The following is a 23,325-nucleotide window of genomic DNA, read 5'->3' on the forward strand; positions in this document are numbered from 1 at the left end:
CGATTGGGTGCGTGGGCCCGCCGTCGGGTCGGCGGGCCCGCGCAGGGGGCTACTGCCAGGTGACGAGGACGCGGTTGAACGGGGTGTCGAGGACGAACGTGCCGGGTCGCTGGTCGATGGGGGGCGCGTCGAGGGGCAGGAGCTCGAAGGCGGCTTCCCGGCCGCGGTACTCGCGGTCCCAGGTGCGGATGGCGTCGGCGACCTGGGAGGCGAGGTCCTCGCTGCCGGGGCCGTGGCCGACGACGCCGAACTCCCAGAGCTTGCCGCCCTCGGGGGTCTTCTCGTCCAGCAGGCGCCGGGTGAGGTAGGTGAGCGCGCCCTTTTCCACGGCGGCCGTGGAGGAGGGGTAGGGGTCCTCGGTGAGCACGGTGCCCTTGGCGGTCTGGGGGAACAGCATGCGGATCAGGCCGGAGGGCAGGGAGCAGGAGACGAAGAGCTCCATCCACTCCGGGCTCTCCATGGCGCGGACCTTCATCCCGGTCCACTGCTCGGTCCGCGGCTGTTCCAGGACGCCGGCCAGGGAGTCGGCGTCGATCTGCTGTCCGGCGGGGGCCTGGAGGCGCACGGTGCTCTGTGTGGAGAGAGGGATGACGCGGCGGTCGTCGTCGGCGATGCCGCGTCGCAGCGGCATGAAGGTGTTCATGTGCGAGCCGGACGAGACCCAGCGGCCGTCGTGCTCTTGGTAGACGATGGAGCGCGAGACGCTGCCCTTGAGGCGCTGGGGGATGACGAGCCGGCCGCCGGGGGCGAGCTGTTCGAGCCAGGCGGTGGGGATGCCGTGTGCGCCGACGGTGGCGATGATCCGGTCGTAGGGTGCGCCTTCGGCGTGGCCGAGGGCGCCGTCGCGGGTGAGGGCTTGGACGTTGGTGAAGCCGGTGTCGGCGAGGTGGGCGCGGGCGCCTTCGACGAGGTCGTCGTCGACGTCGATGGTGGTGACGTGTCCGTCGGGGCCGACGAGATGTGCGATGAGGGCGGCGTTGTAGCCGGTGCCGGCGCCGAGTTCGAGGATGCGCTCGCCGGGCTGGGCCTGGAGCTGGTCGAGCATGAGGGCGACGACGCTGGGCTGGGAGGCGCAGGAGATCGACGTGCCGTCGGTGTCGTACTTGATGTTCACCGGCGCGTTGGCGTAGGCGTCGGTGAGCGGCGCGTCGGGGACGAACCGGTGCCTTGGGACCGTGCGCAGGGCGTTTTCGACCTCGGGGGTGCGGGCGTGGCCTTCGGCCTTGATCTGGTCGACCAGGGCGTTACGCAGACGTTCGGCGTCGGCGTCGGGTGTGGCGAGCGTGTCGGTGTTCACCGCGCTGACGCTAGCGGCGGCGGAGTCGTTCGCCGCTGCGGACGCGGTGTTGTCACTCGATCCCATGACTACCTCTCGTGCGATGTGGAACAGGGCGTGCTGGTCTGCGGCAGGCAGGCCGGCACGGTTGGCGTGGAAGATCACGTGGTGGGTGATGACGGCACGCAGACCGCGGGTCAGTTCACCCTGCGCGGCGAGGTGGGCGAGGGCCGCACCCGCCCGTTCGAACGCGGCGATCCACTGCGTGTGGCCGTCCAACGGCCCGCCCGCCCGGCCCAGGCTGCGCGCCTCGGTGGTCATCAGCTTCCGCATCGCCGGCAGAAGACTCTTGGACAGGCCGGGTAACGGGGCGTCGGTGCCGGGGCGCAGGGCGGCGGCCTTGCTCCACACGTCGCCCTGCTCGAACCAGTCGAGGTTCGCGGCGCGCATCATGCTGCTCAGCAGCAGGACGGCCATCTCCGCACGGCCCAGGTGACCGGGGCCCGGCTGGTAGGCGAGGAGGTGTCGGCTGTCCTCGTGGAAGAGGCCGTGCGCGGCCGCCATGGCAGGCCGGCCACCGAAGGCGTCGGTCTCCGGCTCGTAGATCCCACTCGTCCAGGAGGACGCGATGCCGTCCGCGACCAGGTCGTCCAGCAGCGCCGTTACGGCCGGGGCAGGGCGTTCGGCCAGGTACCGCAGCGGCCAGGGCTGCTTGTTCATGAACCACCAGCCGCTGAGCTGCCGGGTGGCTTCCGCCTCGCGCAGGATGGGGGAGAGACGGTCGGCGATGGCGGCGCGCGCCGTCTGCCGGTCGGGGAAGGTGATTTGGTGCTGCTGCCAGTGGTCGACGGGCATCAGGGTCCTCTCGGGTTCAGGCGACGAGCAGGAAGGCGTCCCAGTGGGTGTGGGGCGGGGCGGTACCGGAAGCGGCGAGGAGGCCGAGCCCGATGCCGGTGGCGCCGTCGAGGAGCCCGGCGCCGGCGGGGCCATCGACGAGTGCCGCGCCGGCTTCCTCGGGTGTCGAGCCGAGTGGTAGCAGGGTGGCCAGCAGGTCGGGCAGAACGGCGCGGAGCTGGTGCGCGGTCTCGGGTGCGGCGTCGGCGGCGGCACGGACGGTGAGGTGGGCGAGTCCGGCGAAGCCGTGGCACAGGCCGGAGTCCGTGGTGGCCCCCAGCTGCTCGGGGTCGGTGAGAGCGTCCAGGAGCACGCTCTCGGCGACCGCTCGGCGGGCGGCATCGCCGAGCGCGAGGGCAGCGAGCTGCTGGGCGCGCGCCACGCCGGCGGTGCCGTAGCACCACGAGGGGCGCCGGGGACCGGCGGGCGCGAGCCGGCCGGTGCGCAGCTCGTCGCGGGTGACCCAGTACGGCCAGGTCCGGTTCAGTGATGTGGTCGTGGCCCAGCGGTCGAGCCAGGCCAGGATAGTGCGCAGGGCCTGGCGGTGGCCGCTGACCGTGGTGCCGCGGCGGGCGCAGAGCGCGAGCAGGGCCAGGACGGAGCCGATGCCGTGGGCCATGCCGGTGTTGCCGTGGCCGCCGGGGAAACGGTCGTCCGGCCGCCCGGAGGGCCCGGTGAGCGTCCACCACCCCGGCAGGGTGTCCCCTTCGTGGGTGATCGGTTCGGTCAGGCGTACGCAGTAGTCGAGGACTGATCGCAGGGCCGGGCCCGCCGGGTCCCGGCGGAGGAGATAGCCGCCGAAGCCGGTCAGCCCGCGGATCGCGTCGAACTCGGCGAGCGCCGGGAGCTGTCCGGCGTCGATCCGGCGGTGCGCGGCGTCCAGCCGGCGTTGGACGTCGTTGAGGATCTGCCGGTCCAGCAGGGAGAGGTCGCGTTCGTAGGCGCCGGGGAGTCCTTCGGCGGCGCATGCCAGGACGTGCGCGAGCGCGGGGGCGCCGTAGAAGGGGTGGCTGTCGGCGCCGCTGGTGAACGGCTGGCGGGCGGCGGCCGCGAGCCAGTCGTGGGCGCGCTGCCAGGGCCCGAGGCCGGCTGCGGCCCGCTCGATATGCAGCAGGGCGATGCCGATCGGCCCGTGAGCAAGGTGCTGCCGGGCGGTCTCCGCGCTCACCGTGGAGGGAGCGGTGCCGGGGTGGGCGAGGCGGTCGGCGATGCCCGCGGACAGGCCGAGGACGGTGGCGTGGTTCACCGTGTCCTCCCGGGGCGGGCGTTGAAGGCCAGGGCGGCGGCGCGGGCGAGGTGGAGACAGGTCTCCTCCTCGGGGAAGTTGACCGCGACGTGCCGCACGAAATGGGTGTGCAGCAAGGAGGTCAGGACGTCGTTCAGGGCGATGCCCTCGGTGTCCGGGCCCGGCAGGTGCTCGCGGTAGGCGGCAAGCGCGGCGGTACGGTCGGCCCAGCCCGTCACGATCGCCTCGCCGCCAGGGACCGCCCGGAGCGCGGCCCAGTCGTCGTGCGGGTCGGCCAGGCGGACGGCCTCGGTGAACTGCGGCCTTGGGATCGACTCCGGCGCCCGGTGCGGGATGTGGTCGATCAGCCAGCGCGCGCCGGCCTGCGGGCTGCCGAGGAACGCCGAGGTGATCGCGAAGCTGTGGGCGGCCACCAGCGTGCGCTGCTGCGGGCGCCGGAGCTGGGAGAGCTGGGTGATGACGGCATGTGAGTCCGCCCGGAACACCTCCTCGGCGGCATCCCACGCGAGCCCGGAGCCCCAGCGGCCCATCTCCCGGTAAGAAGTGGGGTACCGCAGATCCGCCAGAAGCCCGGCCGTGCGCAGCTCGTCGGCCCACGCGCTCACCGTACGGGCGGCGTCCGCGAAGCCATCCGGGTCCGGCAGGGCGATGCGCAGGCGAAGATGCTGGTCGGGGTCGCGGAAGCGGATGAACCACCACGGCGGAGAGCCGAGCCGGCCAAGGAGGTCGGGGACGTGCCGGGCCAGCACGGCGTCCTGACGGCGCAGGTCCCCGTACAGGGCGGCCAGCAGCACCGAGGACGCGCCCGGCGTCTGCATCTGCGCCCGCGTGAGGGTGCGGGCCGGGCTGGGCTGGGGCAGCGGCGGCCACGCGGCGGACCGGGTCGCCTTGAGGGGGACGATGATGTCGTGGGCCCGGCCCTGGCTCCAGCCGTACGCCTGCGGCCCTGGCGCTTCGGTGAGCACCACGGCCGAGGCGCGGTCGAGGTGCCGGCGCAGCAGACTGCGGTGGGCGGCCTGTGCGAGGTCGAGGGGGAAAAGCCGGTCGCCTTGGACGAGCTGCACGTGCTGCGGCAGGCGTCGGCGGCTGCGCCACTCACCGAGCGCCAGGTTCCATTCCGCTGTGGGACAGTCCCGGCCGGGCAGGTCGGCCGCTTCCAGCCGCCACCGAGCCGGGGAGAGCACGATGCGGCCGTAGCGCAGGCGCGGGAGGAACGGCGCTGTCGCGGTGACGCCCCAGTCGAAGATGGTCACCTGGGCGCACTGGCCGCGCGAGAGCTCGGTGAGCAGCCGGGCCAGCGGCGGGGTGTGCTCGGTGAGGTTGAGCGCGTGCATGCCCACGGCCTCGATGCGACGGCCGAGAGCCGGGGCGGCCAGGTACATCCGACGGCCGTCGCAGGCCACCGCGAGATCGGCCGGAGTGAGCACGTCCGGGGCGGGCGGCCGGTGCTCTTGCAGACTGATCAGCAGCGGCAGGACGCGGGGGGTCCGGGTGACGTGCGCGGCGTCGGCAAGGAGCGGGGGGAAGGAAAGCTGGGCGGGGTCGGTGCCGAAATCGGCGGTGGGCAGGTCGGCCAGCTCCCTGACCAGCGCCTTACGCGCAGCGGAATCCAGGACGCTGGTGAAGCGGCCGGTGCTCACCCCCGCGCCACGGGACACGCTCGTGACCTCCACGGTGAACCGACCGCGCTGTACCTCTTCGACGCTCGTCGCGTGCAGCCGTACGCCGATCTCCAGGTGCGGCGGCACCCGCGGGTCCTTCGGCCCCACGTCCAGGGCGTCCACTATCTCGTCGGTGAGCACCACCTCGTCGTGCCCGTCGAGCGCGGCGGCCTGGGCGAGGCGGACCAGGACGTCGTCGCGAGGGGAGATCCGCCGTCGGCGGGCGCCGGCCGGGGCCCCGGGGTAGCCGTCGGGGTAGCCGATGCCGCTGTCGGCGACGACATCGAGGAGGGGCACCATCGTGCCGATGCCGTACCGCTCGTAGAACCGCTGGTGGTACTCACCCAGCCCGCGCCCCCCGTACGGCCGGGCGCTGAGCCGGGTAAGGACAGTGGCGGCCCGCTCGACCTCGCGCGCCACTTCGTCGGTGAGCCGGAGGCATGCGTCGAGGCGGAGGTCGAGCGCCAGCGGGTGGCGGCGAAGGCCCGGCACCAGCCGCCGCATCCGGGCAGCCACCGCCTCCCGGTCATCCGCCGAGGCGCACTTCGCCAGCGCCGCGTGGACGGCGCGGAGGTCTCTAACCGTCCCGGCAAGCGGGGCGAGGCCGCTGGCCCCAGCCGCGTCGAGCTGGGCGAGGACGCAGCCGAGGGCATCGGTCTCGGTGGCCGGCGCCTGGAGGTTCGTGATCAGCACGCGTCGCCGGATCAGCCCTGCCAGCAGCCCGTGGACCCGCTCGGGCACCACGCCGGGAAACTCCGCGCCTAGCTTCTCGGCCAGGTCCTCGAACCGGATCGGTGTTCCCGCTGCGGCAAGGACACTGCGCACCGGGGCGGACAGCTCGATCGACGCCTCCACCGCCCGCCGGCCGTCGTCCTGGTACGGGACGATCAGGTGGCCGTCCCGTACGAACGCCGTGCCGTTCACAACGACGGACAGCAGCGGCAGCAGCTCCCCGCTCTTCTCCAGTTGCTCAACCAGCCGGGACAGCCACTCGGCGCCGGCCCGCGCGACGACCACATGGTCCGCGCCCCAGACGGCATCCGTCCGATCGCCGAAGGTGGCGGTGGTGACGCCGGCGAACAGGCCGAACGGCGTGGCCCGGTGCCCGGCCCTCAGTAGGTAGCGGGCCAAGGAGAGGCCGGTGCGCCGCACGTCCCGCCCCGAGGGAGCCCGGGACGCGCACAGGGCCTCGACCTTGGCAGCCAGGTCCGGGCTGGCGTGCCGCACGGCCTCGGCCAGAGCGGGATCGCTCCACACCGCGCGCACCCACGTCAGCCGGTCGGCGGTGATGTCTTCCTGACCGGCGGCACGCAGGGACCGGTCATCGAAGTCCGGGAAGGGGGCCTCGGCTGTGGCCGGTTGTGCGACGGCGCGAACGAGGGCGATCGCCCCGGCCCGGAATGCCGGTGGTGCAGTCACGAATGCCTCCTGGAGCCGAGAAGGGAAAGGGGGCTGGTGCCGCCACGCCATCGGCGTGGCGGCACCAGCCAGGGTCAGGCCGGATGGTCCAGGTCAGGCGACGTTGGTGACGCAGGCGCCGCAGGTGGTACCGCAGTTGTCGTCGGTCAGGTTGGTCAGCCCGGCGGCGTCGGAGACCTCCAGCAGGCTGACGTTCAAGGTGAACCCGTCCTCCTGGGCCACGGGCTCCTGGACCTGGGTGGTGCTCTGCGTGACGTTGTGCGTCATGTCAACTCCTGTTTGGTTGTGGGGTGTTGCTGACTTTGTGTCGCTGCCAAAGACTGCCGGCCGGAGCGTAGCCGGAGGGCTGGCCCCGTTCGCCGGGTTCTGGCCAACCCGACGCGAAGCCGCGGCGGGAAGTTTTTCCGGTCTCAGCTGGGCAGGCGGGCCGGGGCCGGGGAAGGCGCGGTCCGGTAGTGATGTGGTCAGCTCCCCGCGAGGGGCTGGTCGGTGATGGCGAATGCGAGGTGGGCCGAGTAGTCCGGGGTGGACACATCGTGCTCGACACCCTGGGGGATGAGCAGCACGTCGCCGGTCTGGGTGAGCACCTCACGGGGCTGGCCCGATGGGTCCTCCCACAGCTGCCACCTCTTCGTTCCGCGCATCTGTAGGATCACGCCGTCCCAGTGGTCCTGGTGCCGCCCCATCGTGGTGTCCTGCCGATGTGACTCGTACAGCGAGCAGACCACACGGCGTCGCACCATCCCGGCCAGCCGTAGGCTGATCAGTGACGGCCAGCCGTCCGATCGCGTCTCGATGCTCTCCATGACCCGCGTACGCGGCCGCGCCGCGTACCGCCGGGCGAGCGCCGCCTCATCGGTCTCCCGCTGGAAGTCGTCGCCGGCCACGAGAGTGACGCTCTGTTCGGGCCCCCGCGCGCCGGGATCACTGGGCAGCGGAAGCGACACCGCCTCCTCCTCCGGGATCACCGAAGGGAGGTGGGTGAGCGACATTCCATGGGGACGCCAACGCGGCACCACTACCGAGCTGAACGGCGTCCAGACGGCGGAGGCGATACGGCGGTGCTCGTCTTCTCGCGCGGTCACCGACTGATCACGCCGGGGGACATCAAGTGGTCTTTGCCGCTCTTGAACCAGACAGTGGCCTGTGGGGACTGTGCGTACGAGACGAGCTCCTGGTCGTTCGGGTCGATGACCCGGGCGGCGTGGAGCACGGCTCCGGTGTTCACCTCGGTCAGCTTGCGCCCACGCAGTTCCACGACGCCGCTGACCGGGTTGAACTCCTGGACGATAACCTCGCCTTCGCCAACGGGTACCTCGTCCTGGACCGCGAGAAGCCGGAATCCGCTTCCGGCGGGGTGGGCCGCGAGCAGGTCCCGCACTCGCGCGAGCAGGTCGGCTTCCTGGGATACGAGAGTCTCGGGAGTGGTGATGGTCATGTGGGTTGCCTCCTGGGTGGGTTGAAGGGTCAGGGTGTACTGGAACCGGGTGAGTGCCGGGCTCCAGCGGGGATCACGTCTTCGAGGGCGTCCCGGGCTTGGCGCCCCTGGGGCGCAGGGTGACGTTGCCCCTGACGAGGGTCCGGTGGATCGCCCCGTAGGAGCGGCCTGTCTTCTCGCAGATGCCGCGGATGGACGTGGTCTTGTAAGCCTCGGCAACCAGCTTGGTGAAGTCGGCCCGTTTCTGGCCCGTCAGCCGGCGGCCTTTCGGGATCGGGACCAGGTCGAGGCCGGCGTCCGTCGGTGGGGTGGGTCTGCCCGTCTGCTGGGGCGTGGGTTCGGTTTCGTCCACGGGTGCTCCTTTCGAAGGGGGTGGTGTCAGGTCTACGGGTGCATCAGCTGGGTGAGGTCATCCACTGCCGGTGCATGGCGTAAGGCCAGCCAGCCGGTGTGCGTTTGGGCCAGGTCAGGCCGTCCGCGGCGGTGACCGTGCCGCATTTGCAGTGCAGGGCGAGCGCGCCGACTTGTTCGCCGACCAGCCCGGCACCGTTACTTCCGGTGTTCCTTACTTTTCCTGCGCTCCTGCACCTTGTCTGCGATGTCCCAGGCGACCGCTGCGGGCCAGCAGATAATGGAAACGGCCGCAATGATCGCCGTAACAGTCCAGATGACGGCCGGACCGAGCACATGCCTGAACTGCTCGAAAAGATCGGCGTATTTTTTCTTTCCTTCGTTCCAGTCTTTGGCCAAGTAGGCCACGCCGATTCCTAGCCAAATAACCAGCCACTGCGAGAAACTCACGTGCTTTCCTGCCACTTTCTGGATCAGATGCGTAGAGCGCGTCAAGAGGACGCCGGGTAACTGAGCGCGGGGGTCATGCCAGCCTCTTGGCAGCCGAGGCGGACCGTGCCGGGCCGCAGCCTCCGCCCGTGGTCCGGATGCGTGGTCGGCTGGCGGCCTGCCGCAAGTGGTGAACGCTGTCCAGCGGTGTCCGCGCGCGGAGGGCGGCCAGCTCGATCATCTGCCGTTCCGGACGTGCCAGTTGACCGTTGCGCGCCCAGGGCTCTTGCCCCAGGGCGTGCATCACGTACAGCTGGCGACGCCGGCACTCTGCCGCGCTCGTCTCCGAGATCCCCGCCGTCAGCGACCACTCGGTCAACAGCCCGTCTGGAACGTTGAGGTCGCCGGGAACGAGACGAACGGTAAGAGCCCGGCGCCCGATCAGGGCAATCAGGCGGGCGAGATGCTGCACAGGTGTCCGGTCCAGTGCGGGCTCGTGCAGCAGCAGCATCGTCCGGCACCGGTACTGAGCGCGACCCGGAATGGGAGCGGCAGGAGCCGCGAGGTCGAACGCGAGCCGGAGCGGACCGGTGCTGAGCAGCACGGCTTCCTGGGCGGCCGCCTTCAACGCCATCATCCACGAACTGCGCTGGAAGACCTGATGGTGTGTCTCATGCACGTGCCCGCCCGACAGCAAGACCGTGACTGCCTGCGCTTCTTGTCCGGCTCCGTAGATGTCCAGCAGCGTCCGGGCGACATCCCTCTCCAGGGGGCGCCGCGCCAACTCGATGCCGTACAGCCGCCTGTCCGAGATGCCCGTGCGCTCCTGGACGCGCTGGTAGGACAGGTTCGCCTGGATGCGGTAGTAGCGCAGCAGGGCGCCCGTGGCCAGGTGCGGAACGGAAGGGATCGGGCATCGCTTGGGCGGACGGTCGTCCCCCGCTATCGGCTCGTGGGCGTGGGGATCAGGCGGGCAATGGTTCACGGAGGTTTTCCTGTCGGGTGAGGCGGTCAGCGGGTGGGCGCGGGCTCGCAGAGGGTGGCGAGGTCGAACACCGCGAAGAGGAGCGCGTGGTCACTGACCTGCTTGACCTTCTCGGTGGCCACCACCTCGAAGCGGATCAGAGCTCGTGCGATGTCGGGGGTGCCGAGAATCCAGTCGATCCGCTGCGGGGGGCCTTGGTCGAGACGTTTCAGGCTCGCAGTGGGCGCGAGGGCGCCGTGCTGGTCGAGGTCGGTGCCGCCGTGCTGGCCGAGGTCGGTGCCGGCGTGCAGGCCGAGGTCGACGTAGATCCCGTTACCGGTGAGGATCTCGCTCGGCCGTGTGTCCGAGACCCGCTCGCCGTTGGGCCCCGGGATGGTGCGGTGCTGGTAGTGGACGCGGTCCTTGACCTGGGTCCAGTCCGGGAGCGCTACGGCTTCCAGATCCGTGCGGTGTGGGTAGCTGTTGGCGTCCATTCCGATCATGACGCTGCGGCGGCGGTCGGCGAGGGTGGTGAGCCGCCTCGCCTCGGTCGCGCGCATGTCCGGGTCGAAGTGGCACAAGTGGGCCGAGGCCAGGTGCAACTTCTTGTTGCTGCCCTTGGGGCGGACGGTCAGATCGAGGATGGCCTTCCAGGGCAGGTCATGCTCGGTCTCCCGGACCATCTCGAACAGGTCGAGGTCGATCATCACGCCGACCGGCTTGAGGCTGCGTCCTTCCCGTGGCCGGGTCATGAACGGCATGAGCCCGCCGATGGCTCTCGCCTCGTCGTAGAGGTCGGCCTTCCCGTCGTGCCAGGCACGCCAGAGTTCCTGCCGGAACACGATGTGAGGGCGGAGGGAGCGGAGGATCCTGTGGAAGAGAGGACGGTTATCTTCGGTCCCGTTCCGGCCCCGGCCGTTTCTCTCAACGTTCCAGCAGACGACGCGCAGTTCGCCGGTCAAGGCCAAGGTGGCTTCCTTTCATCGTGTGTTCAGCGGGGGCGGTGAGCGGTGTAGGGGGTTCGGGCGGTCAGCGCTGGGGTCGCGCAGCCTTGAGCGGCGGGCGGTGCGGCAGGCCGGCAGAGTGCCGTGAGGGCTTTCCGTCCAGGGCCGCACGCAGCTGTTCGAGGGAAGTGAAGCCACGCTCCGGTGGGACGACCCAGCGCACGTCCCTGCGTGTCGTGGTGTGCGGCGGGGGGACGGCGATTGGTGTGCCGGGGCGTAGCAGCCGGATCCCGGGTGCCCACAGGCCGGGTTCGGCCGGGCCCGGCGGCAGCAGGACCCACCAGGCGCGGATGGTGTCGTGTGCCAGGACCGCACCGGCGTTGTCGCCGAGAAGCTGGAGCGCCGGTGCGCCGATGTCTGCGCGCATGCGGACCGCGTGGAAGAAGTCACCACACGCGACAGTGCGCGTCCAGGACTGTGGGACCCACTGGACGGTGGGGTCCGGCAGGGGCAGAGGCCAGGTGTAGGAGGGCGGGTCCTGTCGGAAGCGGCCGCCGCCGACGACGGGCCGCCTCGGTGTCACCGGGGTCACATCGGGTCCTTTCTGCCGCCGGGCCGGGGTGCGCGGCCGCGAGGAGCGGCCCTTCGGCGGCACAGGGGTGTCACTGGGGGGCGGGTGCTGCGGACAGGTCCGCTTCGGTGCTGCGCTGCGCCGGAAGGGACAGCGGTTCGGGGGTCGAGAACCGGCGCACGGCGACGAGGATCAGGCCGATGTGACTGAACGCCTGCGGGTAGTTCCCCACCTGGCGCTTGAGCCGCGGGTCCCATTCCTCGGCGAGCAGTCCGAGGTCGCCGCGCAGCGCGAGGAGCTTGTCGAACAGCTGGCGGGCTTCGTCCTCCCGGCCGATCATCGCCAGGTCGTCCGCCATCCAGAACGTGCATAGCAGGAAGGCGCCTTCGTCGCCGGGCAGGCCGTCGACGCCTGCGTCCTCGCCCTTGGTGGGGTAGCGCTCGATGAAGCCGTCCGGGGTGGACAGTTCGCGCTGGATCGCCTCGATGGTGCCGATCACCCGCTTGTCGTCCGGCGGCAGGAAGCCCATCTGCGGGATCAGCAGCAGCGAGGCGTCCAGTTCCTTGGAGCCGTAGGACTGGGTGAAGGTGTTGCGCACCGGGTCGTAGCCCTTCTCGCACACCTCCCGCCAGATGGTGTCGCGCAGCTTCCGCCAGCGCTCCAGCGGGCCGGTCGCGTCCCCCGACTGGATCAGCTTGATGACGCGGTCGAGGGCGACCCAGACCATGACCTTGGAGTGCACGAAGTGCCGGGCTGGGCCGCGCACCTCCCAGATTCCCGCGTCGGGCACGCTCCAGAGCTGCTCCAGCTGGGTGACGAGCCCCACCATCAGCCTGGTTGCCTCGGGGTCGGGTTCGAGGCCGGCCAGGTGAGCCTGGTACAGGGCGTCGATGACCTCGCCGTAGACGTCCAGCTGGAGCTGGGTGGCGGCGCCGTTGCCGAGACGGACGGGACCGGACTTCTCGTACCCCGGGAGCCAGCCCAGCTCGGTCTCGCTCAGGTCCCGCTCGCCACGGATGCCGTACATGATCTGCAGGTTCTGCAGGTCCGCGGCGATCACCCGCAGCAGCCACGCGCGCCAGGCGCGGGCCTCGTCCAGGTAGCCGAGGCACAGCAGGGCGATCATCGTCATGGCGGCGTCACGCAGCCATGTGTAGCGGTAGTCCCAGTTGCGGATCCCGCCGATCGTCTCGGGCAGGGAAGAAGTCAGTGCCGCCACGGGGGCGCCGGTCGGCGCGTGGGTGAGTGCCTTGAGCGTGATCGCCGAGCGGGTCACCGCTTCGGCGTAGGGGCCCCGGTAGGTCGACTGGGCCGCCCACGTGTGCCAGTACGCCTGCGTGCGCAGCAGGGCGTCGCGTGCGTCGGGCGGCTGCGGTGCCACGGCCGTGCCGGGCTGCCAGGTCAGGGCGAAGGTGACGCTGTCGCCCTCGCCGATCGTGAATTCCCCGCCGGCCCCGAGGGGGATGTCGGCGCTGGTGTCCAGCCAGAGCACGCCGGTGCTCACCGGGAAGACGGTGCGTCCGTCCCTCTCGCTGGGAGTGGCGGTGTGCTGCCCGTAGTTGACGGTCGCATGCAGCTCGGAGCGCATCCGTACCCGGCCGGTGATGCCCTCGACGAGCCGGATCAGCCGTGGTGCGCCCTCACCGGTGGGCATGAGGTCGGTGACACGCACGGTGCCGTGCCCGGGCAGGTGCCATTCCGTCTCCAGGATGAGTGACTGCGGCCGGTAGCGGCGGCTGCTGGCGACCGGGGGCAGGGTGCCCTCGGCGTGTGCGGGGCCGATGCGCCAGAAGCCGTGCTGCTCGGTTCCCAGCAGGCCGGCGAAGACGGCGGAGGAGTCGAAGTCGGGCAGGCACAGCCAGTCCGTTGTGCCGTCCGGGCCGACCAGGGCGCCGGTCTGCGTGTCTCCGATGAGTGCGTAGTCCTCGATGAGGTGTGGCATGGGTGGTGGATCCGTCTCTGGGGGTGGTGCGGCTCTTGTGTGCGGGCGCGCGGAACGGGTCAGGTTCCGGCGCTTCGGCGGGGGCGGGTGCTGGCCAGCGCGACGGCCCGGGCCAGGCGCCAGGCGGCCCCGTCGGCCGCTTCTCCGGCGAGGCGGAGGTGCGCGGCCGTCAGTTCCCGCAGGACGGCGTCCACGTCCAGGTGCGGGGCGGCGTCGAGTGCGGTCCGGTAGGTGTGCAGGGCGTTGTCCCGCACGGCCCACGGGCCGTCGATGAGGGCCTGCCCGCCGGGGGTTGCGCGGAGCGCGGACCAGTCGTCGTCCGGGGCGGCCAGGGTGCGGGCCTGCTCCAGCAGCGTCCTGGGAAGCCGGTCGGCAGCCGGTGGCTTCGGCTGGGCGGACAGCCAGCGCATGCCGGCCGTGGTGCCGTGGTGGAGGCCGGCCGCGATGGCCACGACGCTCGCTGCCGCCAGTACCGGCGAGGACGGCAGCGAGTACAGGTGGGCGTGCTGGTGGGCGATGACCGCCGAGTCGGCTGCCAGGACCTCTTCTGCGGCCCACAGCGTCTTGCCCGTCCCCCACAGGCCGGTGTGCGGCCGGTACGGGGCGAAGACGGCATCGCTGACGACACCGGCGTCCACCAGGTGTCCGGCCCATGCGCCGAGCGTCCTCATCGCCCGGCCCGCCTGGGCGGGGTCGGGCAGGCGGATGGTGAGCACGGTGTGCGGCAGCTCGTCCTTGTCCCGGGGCGTGAGCCACCAGATCGCACCAGGCAGGTGCGGAGCGAGCGCGGGCAGGTGATCGACGAGCAGGGCGTGCCGGGTCTGCCGCTGGCAGTACAGCCGGACAGCCATGTACGGGGAGGCGCCGGGCAGGTGGGCCTGGCCGCGGCCGGCGAGCGGTGCGGTACGCAGGGGCGGGGCCGGCCGGCGCGGCGCGGTGGAGGAGAGGTAGGTGATGAGTTCGTGGGGCCGGCCGGCGCACCAGCCGTAGGCGTCGTCCGGCTCGGCCTCGGTGAGCGTGAGCTGACCCAGGGGCAGGTCACGTTCCAGGCGTGAGCGCAGCAGCGCGCGGTGGGCCGCGTGGTCCAGGTCCAGGCGCAGCCAGGTGTCCCACAGTTCCAGGCGGACGTTCCGGGGCAGCCGCCACCGGGTGCGCAGGGCGGCGATGGCGGTCTCCCACTCCTTCTCCGTGGCGTGGGAGCCGGGCAGGCCGGTATGGGCCAGGCGCCAGGTGGCCGGGCTGAGAATGGTGCGGCCGACGCGTACGCGGGGCAGGACGGCCAGGTGCCGGGCGGCGCCCCAGTCCCAGGCGGACAGGTTGCCGATGCTGCCGATGAGGCGGCTGCTCTGGCCGCGCTGCATCTCGTCGAGGAACCGGGCGATGGCCGGGGTCTGGCACTCGATCTGCAGCGGGTGCGGGGTGGCGGCTTCCAGCACCTGCCGGCGGGAGAGGCAGACCAGGTGCAGGCGATCGTGGTGGCAGATCACCGCGAGGTCGTCGGGCGGGATCACGCTGGGGTCCGTGTCGCGGAACTCCGACAGGGAGATCAGCGGCGCGGTCAGGCGGGGCGTGTGCGTGATGCGGGTGGCCTTGGGCAGCAGCGGGGGAAAGGCCAGCTGCACGGGCAGGGCGCCGTGCACGCTGGTCGGGCGGCGGGCCAGCATGCCCAGCAGATCGCTGGGGCTGTCCTGGCTGGCGAGCAGGGCCGCGAACCGGCCGCCGCTGAGGTGTCCCCAGCCCCGGCTGACCCGGCGCACCGCGAGCGTGAACTCACCGGCGTTCAACCCGGCCGCGGTGGCCGCGTGCACGGAGACGGCCAGCTCCACATGCGGAGGTGCGTCGGCGGAGGTGGCCGGCTCGGGACCGGCGAGCTCCTCGACGAGGTCCTCGTCCAGCACGAGTTCGCGGTCCTCGGCGACCGCACGCTGCGCGAGCGCCATCAGCAGCCGGTCCCGGCGCACCGTGTTCGGCTGGGGTGCCCGCACGGTGCCGTGGAAATCCTCGGGCAGCCCCAGACCGGTGTGCGGGTCCAACAGGTCCATCAGCGGCACCAGCACGCCCTCGCCGTAGCGGTCACGGAACCGGGCGCGGTAGCGGATCCACGCCTGGGTGCCATGCGGCTCCGGTGTGACACGGGCCAGCACGCCGGCTGCCGCCTGCGCCTCCCAGGCCACCGCGTGGGGGACCGTCACCTCCGCGTCCAGGGCCACGTCCACGGCGAGCGGGGTGGGCTGGTCAACGATTGCACGCATCCGGTCGGTGACCGTGGCGCGCTGCCGCTCGGCCTGCGCCGGCACCTGAGGCTGCTGCTGGTTGAGACAGCCGAGCTGGGCGTCGATGTCCCGCAACGCCGCGATCACATCCGCCGCCGCGGCGGACGGACTGACCCTGGCGGCTTCCAGCTCGCGCACCACGTGCCCGAGGGCGTCCTTGCTGGTGCTCGGCGGCTGGAGACTGGTCAACAGCAGCCGCCGGCTGATCAGCAGGTCCAGCAGTTCCTCGCCGCCCGTCGTGCCGAGGTCGGGATGAGCGGCGGCGAGTTCGCCGGCCACCTTCCCGTACGGCACCGGTGTGCCCGTCATCCGCACGATCGTCTGGATGGCCGGGGTGTGCCGGAGGGTGACCTCGTGGACGGCGGTACTGGCCGCCTCCAGCGCACGCTGCTGCCAGGGAAGGACCAGCCGGTCGCCACGGGCCCGGACGCCGTTGTTGATCACGACCCGAAGACGCCGTCGCACGTCCGGGTCCGCCTCCAGCTGCTGCACGACGGCAGCGAGCCAGGCCCCGTCGGCCCGGGCGAGCGTGCGGTGGTCCTCACCCCACCGGGCACGGGCCTCGGCGGCGAAGCGTCCTTCGGCAATGCCGGCGAACAGTCCGAACGGGGTGGGGCGCCACGTCGCGCGCAGGACATAGCTGAGCAGGGACAGGCCAAGACGCCGTACCTCCTCCGCGCCGACGGGCTGCTCGGCCAGGTCGTCGATCTGCCGGCCAAGGCCCGGGCTCGCCCGGCGGACGGCGGCCGCGATCTGAGGGATGCTCCAGACCTGGCGCACCCAGTGCTGCCAGAGCGGCGGCTCGGTGAAACCGGATGTGGACAGGTCCGGGGCCGGAGGGATCGGCAGGTCGTGCAGGAGTACGGAGCGCACCAGGATGCCGCGCTCGGCGCGGAAAGCGGGTCGGGAGCTCATTCGCCAGGGCCTTCGTGCCGGAGGGACGGAAGAGAGAGGGGAGGGATGGGCCTGGGGGCCGGTCAGAGGTCAGCGAAGAAGTGCTCGAACGCGTCAGCGGTGCGCGGGACTTCGCTCATCTGCAGGTCCAGCTGCTCGGCAAGACTCTGGCCCCAGGACCGGTCAGGGCCCGGGCCGTCGCAGGACGCAGCGGCGGAAGAAGTGGTGGTGGGGGTGGCAGCAGTGGACACGGGTCAGGGCTCCGGTACGGGGGAAGGGCAGGTGGCGTCGCGAGCGAGGAGAGTGACGACGGGGTGCAGCAGCAGAGGCCGGCTGAGCGGGCCTCCGGTCAGGTCCACCCACCCCGACGTGCGGTCACCTTCGGTGAATCTCCAGGTGAGGGCGGCAGCGTCACGAGATCGCCGGCCGTGAGATAGGTGGTGCCGGACGGCCAGGCGGGGTCGTCGGACCGGGCGGGCAGGAAGATCCCCCACGCGCCGCCATGCGCAAAGATCCAGCCCACCGCGGACTCCGCCGCGGTTCCCGCGATCGTGGCCAGCACGGAACGCGCCAGCGGCTCGGGCATCAGCAGGACCTCCCAGCCCGGCCCGACCTGCTGCGACCGCAGACCCGGGGCGGGCCCGGACAGCAGGGCCGTCCCCGCGCCCGGCGTGAGCGTGGCGAGGGTCATGACGCGGCTCCCTGCCGACATGCCTGCGAGGAGCCGGTGTCGCGAGCGCAGGTGTGGGGGGAGAGTTCGACGGCGATCCAGGCCTCGCGGTAACCGCGCAGCAGGTTGTTCAGGGCCCGGGCGGGTTCGCCGTCGAGCGTGAGGTGCGTGCACCGCGCGGCAAGGGCGCGCAGGACGGCGCGGGCCTGGAGCTCGGCGAGCGGGATGCCGGCACACAGGTGCGATCCGCCACCGAAGGCCAGGTGCTCGTTGTTGCGGTAGCGCCGGATGTTGTACTCGTCGGCGGCGTCGCCCCAGCGGTGGGGGTCGCGGCCGGCCGACCCGTACAGCAGCCACACCTGCTCGCCCTCGTCCAGGCGCACGCCCCCGATGTCGGCCGCCCTCGTCAAAAGCCGGCCGTAGCCCTGGATCGGCGCCTCGAGACGCAGCGCCTCGTGGAAGGCGGGCACGGACCACCGGAGGGGATCCCCGCGCAGGATCTGCCACTGCCGCGGGTGCCGGGCGAGTTGCACGATGCAGTCGGCCAGACCCAGGACGGTGGTGTCGAGCGCCGCGACCGTGTACGCGCAGACCAGGGGGATCGCATCGGCCTCATCGATCCGTCCGGCGTCCACGGCGGCGAAGACCGCGCTGATCCACGAGCCGGGCTCGGCGGTCTCGCGGGTCAGCGTGTCACGCAGCACCTGGGCCATGCGGGAGGCGAGCGGCAGTGCCTGCTGATAGCGGGTGCCGTACGGGCCGAAGGCGTCGAAGACGGCTGCGGAGCCGGCCAGCAGAACGTCCCGGTCGCCGCTGGGCAGTCCCATCAGCTCCATCACCGTGTCGCACACCATGTGCCGGGCCAGGGCGACGGCGTCGAACCGGCCGGGCTGCGTGTACGTCGCCACGAGGCCGTCGGCGCGGTCCGCGATACGGGTGACCAGAGTCCTCATGGTGCGCAGGGCGAGATGCGGGGCCAGCACGTCGCGGAGCCTGCTGTGCCGGGCACCGTCCGAGGCGAAGACGCTCTCGGCGAGGACGTCCTGGTTGGCCAGGGCGGTGAGGGCGATGCCGTTCTCGGAGCCGAAGATCTCGGGCGCCTTGAGGACGGCGGCGATATCGGCGTGACGGGCGACCGCCCACACGCCGTATTCGTCCAGGTGCACGGCGGCCCCGGTGCGGCGCAGGGCGTCGTACGCGGGATACGGATCGGCCAGGACACGCTCGGCGAACAGCGGCAGGGAAGTCGAGGGGGCTAAGGCGGGCATGAGGAAACTCCGGGTGTTGGCGGTGACGGGCTCAGCGGCGCAAGGCGTGTGTCAGAGCGGCCCGCCGGCGCTGAGCAGGGGCAGGGTGGTCTCATCCAGCACGGCGTCGTGCAGCCGGATCACCAGCCGGTTCGCCACCACCTGATTCATCCGGCTGTCATGGAAGAGGACCAGCGTGTCGGCCTGCGGCGGCTGGTTGGGCGAGTACACGGTGCCCCGCACCCCGATGATTTCGACGTTTCGCGTCCGCACGGCGATGAACCCGCCGTCGGCGCGGCAGTTGTGCAGCGCCCAGCGTGCGTCGTCCAGGCACATCGGAGGGGTCACGGTGGTGATGTCGCAGGGCCATGTCCGCGGTGTCTGCGCGGTGGCGTGCAGCAGCCACAGCATCCCGTGCTTGTCCCGGTGTGCCTTCCCCGCGCAGCCGCCGCACCGTGGAGGGTGTCGCATGACGTCCGGCTGCCGGCCGGGGTGGTGGCCGGCCCACAGCTGGCCGCCGGTCTGGGACCCCTCCCACCGCTCCCACAGCCAGCCGTCGATACACCGGTCACTGGGCCGTTCGTCGACGTAACACACCCGGCCGGCGACGTCGAAGGCCACCTCGACATCGCACGGCGCCTCGTCGTTGTATGGGGCGATGTAGAGCCTGCGCTCCGCCCGCGCCTCATCGGCCGCGGGAGCGGGGGCGGGGGTGGCGGGGACAGCCAGGCCGTATACGGGAGGTGGGGCGGGTGGGAAGGTGGTGCTGGTTCGCTCCGGCCGGGCGTGCGTGCCGGTGCTGTGGGGGGAGCAGACGGCACCGCTGGGTTGAGGTGTCATGCTGCACTCGCCAGGGGGGTGAGAACGACGGTGTCACCGGTGTCGGGGTGGGCGGCTGCGAGCGCGAGGCGCCGGCGCAGTGCGGTGAACGCGTCGGCGGCGGGCGGGAGTCCGAGGCGTGAGCGCCGGGTGTCGAGGCCGTCTGGTTCCCGCACGGGATACCGCTCCACGGTGTCGGCGGTGAGCAGGTACTGGGTGCCGTACTCCTGCGGCTGGCCGGTGCTGATCAGGACCCGGTCGTGGAGGTGTGCCCACTGCACGGCCGGCGCGTCATCGTCCTGGACGGCACGGTGCAGGAGGCGGGCGGCGGCGCGCTGCACGGTGGGGTCGTCGTCGGCGTGGAGGGCGAGTTGCCAGGCGGCGCGGCAGCCCTTGCGGCCCACGAGCCGGTGCCCGGGCCAGCCGTGCTCGGCCAGGATCCGCCCCAGCACCTTGGCGTTGGCGTGATCGGCGTGACGGGCCTGGCCGACGTCGATGTCCGCCAGCTGGTGACGGATACGCCGCGACCAGTGCGTGCTCGCCTGCTCGGCGGCGGCGATCAGGTCCCGGGCAAGGTGCGGTCGCAGCGGCGGCTCGCTCACGCAAGGCTCCGCACCGGCCTGGAGCAGGCCTGCGGGCGACATGTCCGCCGTACGGTGTTCCACGGTGGGTCTCTCTCGTTCAGCGTCGGTGGTGGGCAGGGGAGGGATCTGGTGCCGCCGGCTCCCCGGAAAGGGCGGGAGCCTGGCGGCTGGGTCTGGCAGCGGTGCGCGGACGTGTGGGTTTTACGCCGGGGTCAAGGTGGCCGTCGTCCAGGCCGGTTCGACGGGGAGGCGTTCGGACCACTGGATGTGGTCCTCGCTCAAGGCGGTGTGGGCGAGCTGGATGCGCTGTACTTCGCCGGTGCCGGCGGGCGGGTAGGTGTACTGGATGTCGCGCCACAGCCGCTGGAGGTAGTCGGCGCTCAGGCTGTGTGCGCCGTGCAGTTCCATGGCGTCCTGGACGGAGCGGACCGCGTAGGCGTGGCCGCGGTACTTGGCGTTGATCAGTTCCGCGTCGCAGGACAGGCCGAGGTCGCGGAGGTGGACGGCCTGGTAGACCAGGGTGCGGGAGGCTCGCAGCCGGGACTCCATCTCACCGATGCGGTCGCGCACCACCGGCTGGTCGGACAGGGAACCACCATAGCGGGGGCGGCGCTTCAGGTAGGAGGTGGTGGTCTCCACGACTGCCTCGTGCACGCCCAGACTGACCGCCGCCAGGTTGGCGCGGCCGTAGAGGATGCTGCTGCTCTGGGCGACGGCGAGCCCCTGGCCGATCTCGCCGATCCGGTTGTCGTCCGGGACTCGGACCTGGTCGAGGCCGATGTGGCCGGCGGAGAAGCCGTGCATCCCCAGCCCGGGCTTGTGACCACCCACCCTGAGGCCCTTGCGGTCTCCTTCGACCAGGAACGCAGTCAGCGCCTGTGAGGGGGGCACGCCCGGCCCTGCGGTGCGGGCGATGACGAGGTGGGCCCGGGCCAGGTGGGAGTTGCCGATGTGGGCCTTGCTGCCGCTGATAACCCACTCGTCACCGCGGCGGTCGGCGGTGGTCTCGATCCCGCCGATGTGGCCGCCGGCGGCCGGCTCGGTGGTGGCGATCGTCAGCAGCAGCGTCCCGTCGGCGACCTGGGGCAGCCAGCGCTTTTTCTGGGTGTCGGTGGCCCAGTTCAGCAGCGCGCCGACGGGGATGAGTGTGGCCTGGAGGATGGCTGCGGCGGCGGCCGAGACGACGGCGGTCCGGTGGATCAGGATCGTCTTGGCGACGTGCCCGGCGCCCATGCCGCCGAACTCCTGGGGGATCGTCACCCCGAACCAGCCACGCTTCGCGAGATGCCCGGCAACGTGGTGTTCCACGTTGCGGGGTGCTGCCTCCATGCGGGCCACGCGCGGGGCGATGTGCTCGGCGGCGACGGAGTCGGCCTCCTGCCACAGCGCTGTGTGGCGGGCGGTGAGGTAGGGCTGGAGTGCTGGTGGTGGCGGGGTGGTGGACATGCTCGTCTCCCTCTGCCTGGATGGACGTCTTCTGGCTGGGGCATTGCGGAGCGGGGGGTGGCGAAAGGAGGGGCGGGTCAGCGGCCGGAGCTGCCGGCGGGGAGGGCGAGGATCTCGCGGGCGAGTTCCTTCACCGTGTTCTGCGTGCGGCGGGCGTCCTTCTGGGGGCGCTTTTCCGGGTCTATGACGCAGGCGGTGCCGATGCAGGTGCCGTCGTCGGTGATGAGCGGGACCCCGAAGTAGGCGCGGATACCGGCGGCGTCGACGACGGGGTTGCTGGCGAAGCGCGGGCTTGCGTAGACATCGGGCAGGGGAAGGGCTTTGCGGCGGTTCATGACCTCCGGGCACCAGCCGTGATCGAGCTCCATGGTGCGGCCGAGGATGACGTAACCGCTGCCGGGAGGGGGCTGGTGCAGACCGACGAGGTTCTGCCGCTCGAGGATCACGTTGACGATGCCGTACAGGAAGCCGGTCCGCTCCGACAGCTGGCGTGCGATCTCGTCGAATGCCGGGTGGGCCTCGGTGGGTAATCCGAGGCGGTCGATCACCCGGGAGCGCTGGGCCAGTTCGGTGGCCTGCGCGACGGGGGACAGGCTGACGGCGGTGTTGTGCGGGCTGCGGGCGTGCAGCGGGAGGGTGGGGGAGTCCGGCTGGCGGGCCGGCAGGGGCGGCAGGTTCATCGGGCGTCCTGGAAGGTGGTGAACGGGCGGGGTGCGGTGCTGGAAAGGGCGTGCTGGACGAGGGTGATCAGGGCGCCGGCCACGTGGTCGGGATTGCGTGCGTCGCAGGTCAGTACGGGCACGTGCGGGTCAAGGTCCAGCGCGGCGCGGATCTGCTCGGGATGGAAGCGGGCAGCGCCGTCGAAGACGTTGTTGGCGACGATGAACGGCAGATCGTTGTCCTCGAAGAAGCTGATCGCGTCGAAGCTGCTCTCCAGGCGGCGTGTGTCGACCAGGACGACGGCGCCGATCGCCCCGCGGGCGAGGTCATGCCACAGCCCGAGGAAGCGCTCCTGCCCGGGCGCGCCGAAGAGGTACAGCTCCAGGGGTACGGGGGCGTCGGGGAGGGTGAGCCTGCCGAAGTCGAAGGCCACCGTCGTGGTGGTCTTGGCCTCGACACCGTCCAGACTGTCCACCGGGACGCTGGACTCGGTCAGGTACTCCTCGGTCCGCAGGGGTGTGATCTCGCTGACGGCCCCCACCGCGGTGGTCTTGCCGACACCGAAACCTCCGGCGATCACAATCTTGACAGTGGCCAGCTGCTGGGGCGCCGTCCACCGGCCGGACGGCGTCGCCAGATCAGCCGGCTTGGCGGTAGGAGACCGCATCGGGAAATGCCTTTCGAAGACCGGCCATGGCGGCGACCAGCAACTGCGTGCTGGCCCTGGACTTGCCTTCCTCGGTGGTGAAGGCGGTGGAAATAGGCAGGGTGAGCGCGTCCGCGTCCAGGAGGTCGGAGACGAGGACCTTCACGGCGGTGACGGGCCGGCCGAGCCAGCCCGCCAGCTCCGCCACCGACCGCTGGTGCTCCCGGCACAGCGCGACAATCTCCTGGCACTCCGGCGGCAGACCGGGCCCGGGCCTGCCCGGACCGCCCTGCAGCACAGTGTCCACACTCAGCAGATGCCGCGCCCTGGTCCGCCCGCCCGTCAGGGTGTAGGTGCGGACGAACTCCGACTGCTCGCCGGTGTTTTCCGGCCGCTCGTCGCTGGTTTCGGGGCCGGTCACGGGGCTACATCGCTCGCGGCCGTCCGCACCGGGACCTCCATGAAGTCGCCGAACTTGGCGATCAGGCGGCTCATCTCGAACGCGACGGGGCCGACGTTGTTGGCGTCCGGCGTGGTGACGACGGCCAGGACGGTGTCCACCACCCCGTGGACGGCGCTGGGGTGGTTGTCGAACGCGCGGCTGCCACCGGCGTTCTGCACGAGGATCAGGCAGTCGTCCCGCTCGATCAGGATCTGCCGGGCCGGCCGCTTGTCGTCGGACGGGCCTTTCACGTTGTCCGCGATGGACGCCATCCCGCAGACCGCGGCGGCCAGCTGGTCCGCCCAGTCCTTGTCGACGCCGCTGTCCAGCAGCCGCAGGCCATCACGCGACAGCAGCACCGCGTGCGTCACACCCGGTACGTCCTCGGCGAACTGCTCCAGCAGCCAGGCCATTTTCTCCGGCACACTCTCGACTGCGCCGCGGCCGGTGTTTCCCGCGTCAGGGGTGATGCTCATAGCGAATCGCTCCAAAAACAGGGATTGGTGGGA

General features: G+C 71.6%; 23 protein-coding genes. All 23 read right to left on the reverse strand.

What is annotated here, in order from left to right:
* Positions 1-49 precede the first annotated feature (49 nt).
* The 23 genes from fxlM to Srubr_RS12680 all read right to left on the reverse strand — a co-directional run bounded on the left by fxlM (position 50) and on the right by Srubr_RS12680 (position 23,292).
* Positions 50-2,131 (reverse strand): methyltransferase, FxLD system, encoded by a 2,082-nt coding sequence (gene fxlM / locus Srubr_RS12570; protein WP_189998218.1) that lies wholly within the window; start codon positions 2,129-2,131, stop codon positions 50-52.
* Between the two features lie 16 nt (positions 2,132-2,147).
* Complete coding sequence (locus Srubr_RS12575; protein WP_189998219.1) at positions 2,148-3,416, reverse strand: lanthionine synthetase C family protein; 1,269 nt, start codon at positions 3,414-3,416, stop codon at positions 2,148-2,150.
* Positions 3,413-6,352 (reverse strand): lantibiotic dehydratase, encoded by a 2,940-nt coding sequence (locus Srubr_RS12580; protein ID WP_229926929.1) that lies wholly within the window; start codon positions 6,350-6,352, stop codon positions 3,413-3,415. The genes Srubr_RS12575 and Srubr_RS12580 overlap by 4 nt, the downstream gene beginning before the upstream one ends.
* A gap of 237 nt (positions 6,353-6,589) precedes the next feature.
* On the reverse strand, positions 6,590-6,763 hold the full coding sequence (locus tag Srubr_RS12585; protein WP_189998221.1) for an FxLD family lanthipeptide: 174 nt from the start codon (positions 6,761-6,763) through the stop codon (positions 6,590-6,592).
* Between the two features lie 197 nt (positions 6,764-6,960).
* Positions 6,961-7,581: a JmjC domain-containing protein gene (locus tag Srubr_RS12590; RefSeq protein ID WP_189998222.1), complete on the reverse strand. Its 621-nt coding sequence runs from the start codon at positions 7,579-7,581 to the stop codon at positions 6,961-6,963.
* Positions 7,578-7,934: a hypothetical protein gene (locus Srubr_RS12595; RefSeq protein WP_189998223.1), complete on the reverse strand. Its 357-nt coding sequence runs from the start codon at positions 7,932-7,934 to the stop codon at positions 7,578-7,580. The genes Srubr_RS12590 and Srubr_RS12595 overlap by 4 nt, the downstream gene beginning before the upstream one ends.
* Before the next feature lie 73 nt (positions 7,935-8,007).
* Positions 8,008-8,286: a helix-turn-helix domain-containing protein gene (locus Srubr_RS12600; RefSeq protein WP_189998224.1), complete on the reverse strand. Its 279-nt coding sequence runs from the start codon at positions 8,284-8,286 to the stop codon at positions 8,008-8,010.
* 197 nt (positions 8,287-8,483) lie between these two features.
* A complete protein-coding gene (locus Srubr_RS12605) occupies positions 8,484-8,735 on the reverse strand; it encodes a hypothetical protein (protein ID WP_189998225.1) in 252 nt (83 codons plus the stop codon).
* A 73-nt stretch (positions 8,736-8,808) separates the two neighbouring features.
* Positions 8,809-9,699: a helix-turn-helix domain-containing protein gene (locus Srubr_RS12610; RefSeq protein WP_189998226.1), complete on the reverse strand. Its 891-nt coding sequence runs from the start codon at positions 9,697-9,699 to the stop codon at positions 8,809-8,811.
* Positions 9,700-9,725: 26 nt separating this feature from the next.
* Entirely contained in the window at positions 9,726-10,520 is a 795-nt protein-coding gene (locus Srubr_RS12615; protein ID WP_229926916.1) for an endonuclease/exonuclease/phosphatase family protein, read from the reverse strand.
* 187 nt (positions 10,521-10,707) lie between these two features.
* Entirely contained in the window at positions 10,708-11,049 is a 342-nt protein-coding gene (locus Srubr_RS12620; RefSeq protein ID WP_189998228.1) for a hypothetical protein, read from the reverse strand.
* A 235-nt stretch (positions 11,050-11,284) separates the two neighbouring features.
* The gene (locus Srubr_RS12625; RefSeq protein ID WP_189998229.1) at positions 11,285-13,135 is read right to left on the reverse strand and encodes a glycoside hydrolase family 15 protein; all 1,851 of its coding nucleotides are present in this window, start codon (positions 13,133-13,135) and stop codon (positions 11,285-11,287) included.
* 59 nt (positions 13,136-13,194) lie between these two features.
* Positions 13,195-16,323: a lantibiotic dehydratase gene (locus Srubr_RS12630; RefSeq protein WP_189998230.1), complete on the reverse strand. Its 3,129-nt coding sequence runs from the start codon at positions 16,321-16,323 to the stop codon at positions 13,195-13,197.
* Positions 16,324-16,385: 62 nt separating this feature from the next.
* Complete coding sequence (locus tag Srubr_RS12635) at positions 16,386-16,553, reverse strand: hypothetical protein (protein ID WP_203854994.1); 168 nt, start codon at positions 16,551-16,553, stop codon at positions 16,386-16,388.
* 98 nt (positions 16,554-16,651) lie between these two features.
* Positions 16,652-16,993 (reverse strand): hypothetical protein, encoded by a 342-nt coding sequence (locus tag Srubr_RS12640; protein ID WP_189998231.1) that lies wholly within the window; start codon positions 16,991-16,993, stop codon positions 16,652-16,654.
* The gene (locus Srubr_RS12645; protein WP_189998232.1) at positions 16,990-18,240 is read right to left on the reverse strand and encodes a cytochrome P450; all 1,251 of its coding nucleotides are present in this window, start codon (positions 18,238-18,240) and stop codon (positions 16,990-16,992) included. Before Srubr_RS12645 ends, Srubr_RS12640 begins: the two co-directional genes overlap by 4 nt.
* Before the next feature lie 51 nt (positions 18,241-18,291).
* On the reverse strand, positions 18,292-19,059 hold the full coding sequence (locus tag Srubr_RS12650; protein WP_229926917.1) for a hypothetical protein: 768 nt from the start codon (positions 19,057-19,059) through the stop codon (positions 18,292-18,294).
* Positions 19,056-19,640, reverse strand: a complete 585-nt coding sequence (locus Srubr_RS12655) for a DUF6624 domain-containing protein (protein WP_229926918.1) — start codon at positions 19,638-19,640, stop codon at positions 19,056-19,058. The genes Srubr_RS12650 and Srubr_RS12655 overlap by 4 nt, the downstream gene beginning before the upstream one ends.
* Positions 19,641-19,823: 183 nt before the next feature.
* The gene (locus tag Srubr_RS12660) at positions 19,824-21,068 is read right to left on the reverse strand and encodes an acyl-CoA dehydrogenase family protein (protein ID WP_189998234.1); all 1,245 of its coding nucleotides are present in this window, start codon (positions 21,066-21,068) and stop codon (positions 19,824-19,826) included.
* Positions 21,069-21,145: 77 nt separating this feature from the next.
* The gene (locus tag Srubr_RS12665; RefSeq protein ID WP_189998235.1) at positions 21,146-21,748 is read right to left on the reverse strand and encodes a GAF domain-containing protein; all 603 of its coding nucleotides are present in this window, start codon (positions 21,746-21,748) and stop codon (positions 21,146-21,148) included.
* Positions 21,745-22,308, reverse strand: coding sequence for a GTP-binding protein (locus Srubr_RS12670; protein ID WP_229926919.1), 564 nt, complete (start codon positions 22,306-22,308; stop codon positions 21,745-21,747). The genes Srubr_RS12665 and Srubr_RS12670 overlap by 4 nt, the downstream gene beginning before the upstream one ends.
* A 58-nt stretch (positions 22,309-22,366) precedes the next feature.
* Positions 22,367-22,795 (reverse strand): DUF742 domain-containing protein, encoded by a 429-nt coding sequence (locus tag Srubr_RS12675; protein WP_189998237.1) that lies wholly within the window; start codon positions 22,793-22,795, stop codon positions 22,367-22,369.
* A complete protein-coding gene (locus tag Srubr_RS12680; protein WP_189998238.1) occupies positions 22,792-23,292 on the reverse strand; it encodes a roadblock/LC7 domain-containing protein in 501 nt (166 codons plus the stop codon). Before Srubr_RS12680 ends, Srubr_RS12675 begins: the two co-directional genes overlap by 4 nt.
* Positions 23,293-23,325: the final 33 nt, after the last annotated feature.

The sequence above is a fragment of the Streptomyces rubradiris genome (assembly GCF_016860525.1).
Taxonomy (GTDB): Bacteria; Actinomycetota; Actinomycetes; order Streptomycetales; family Streptomycetaceae; genus Streptomyces; species Streptomyces rubradiris.

Bases quoted from the DNA above. Each gene is read 5' to 3' on its own strand.
- fxlM (WP_189998218.1), bottom strand. From the start codon at position 2,131: ATGCCCGTCGACCACTGGCAGCAGCACCAAATCACCTTCCCCGACCGG.
- Srubr_RS12585 (WP_189998221.1), bottom strand. From the start codon at position 6,763: ATGACGCACAACGTCACGCAGAGCACCACCCAGGTCCAGGAGCCCGTG.
- Srubr_RS12595 (WP_189998223.1), bottom strand. From the start codon at position 7,934: ATGACCATCACCACTCCCGAGACTCTCGTATCCCAGGAAGCCGACCTG.
- Srubr_RS12620 (WP_189998228.1), bottom strand. From the start codon at position 11,049: ATGCGCGCAGACATCGGCGCACCGGCGCTCCAGCTTCTCGGCGACAAC.
- Srubr_RS12625 (WP_189998229.1), bottom strand. From the start codon at position 13,135: ATGCCACACCTCATCGAGGACTACGCACTCATCGGAGACACGCAGACC.
- Srubr_RS12630 (WP_189998230.1), bottom strand. From the start codon at position 16,323: ATGAGCTCCCGACCCGCTTTCCGCGCCGAGCGCGGCATCCTGGTGCGC.
- Srubr_RS12640 (WP_189998231.1), bottom strand. From the start codon at position 16,993: ATGACCCTCGCCACGCTCACGCCGGGCGCGGGGACGGCCCTGCTGTCC.
- Srubr_RS12645 (WP_189998232.1), bottom strand. From the start codon at position 18,240: ATGCCCGCCTTAGCCCCCTCGACTTCCCTGCCGCTGTTCGCCGAGCGT.
- Srubr_RS12650 (WP_229926917.1), bottom strand. From the start codon at position 19,059: ATGACACCTCAACCCAGCGGTGCCGTCTGCTCCCCCCACAGCACCGGC.
- Srubr_RS12660 (WP_189998234.1), bottom strand. From the start codon at position 21,068: ATGTCCACCACCCCGCCACCACCAGCACTCCAGCCCTACCTCACCGCC.
- Srubr_RS12665 (WP_189998235.1), bottom strand. From the start codon at position 21,748: ATGAACCTGCCGCCCCTGCCGGCCCGCCAGCCGGACTCCCCCACCCTC.
- Srubr_RS12680 (WP_189998238.1), bottom strand. From the start codon at position 23,292: ATGAGCATCACCCCTGACGCGGGAAACACCGGCCGCGGCGCAGTCGAG.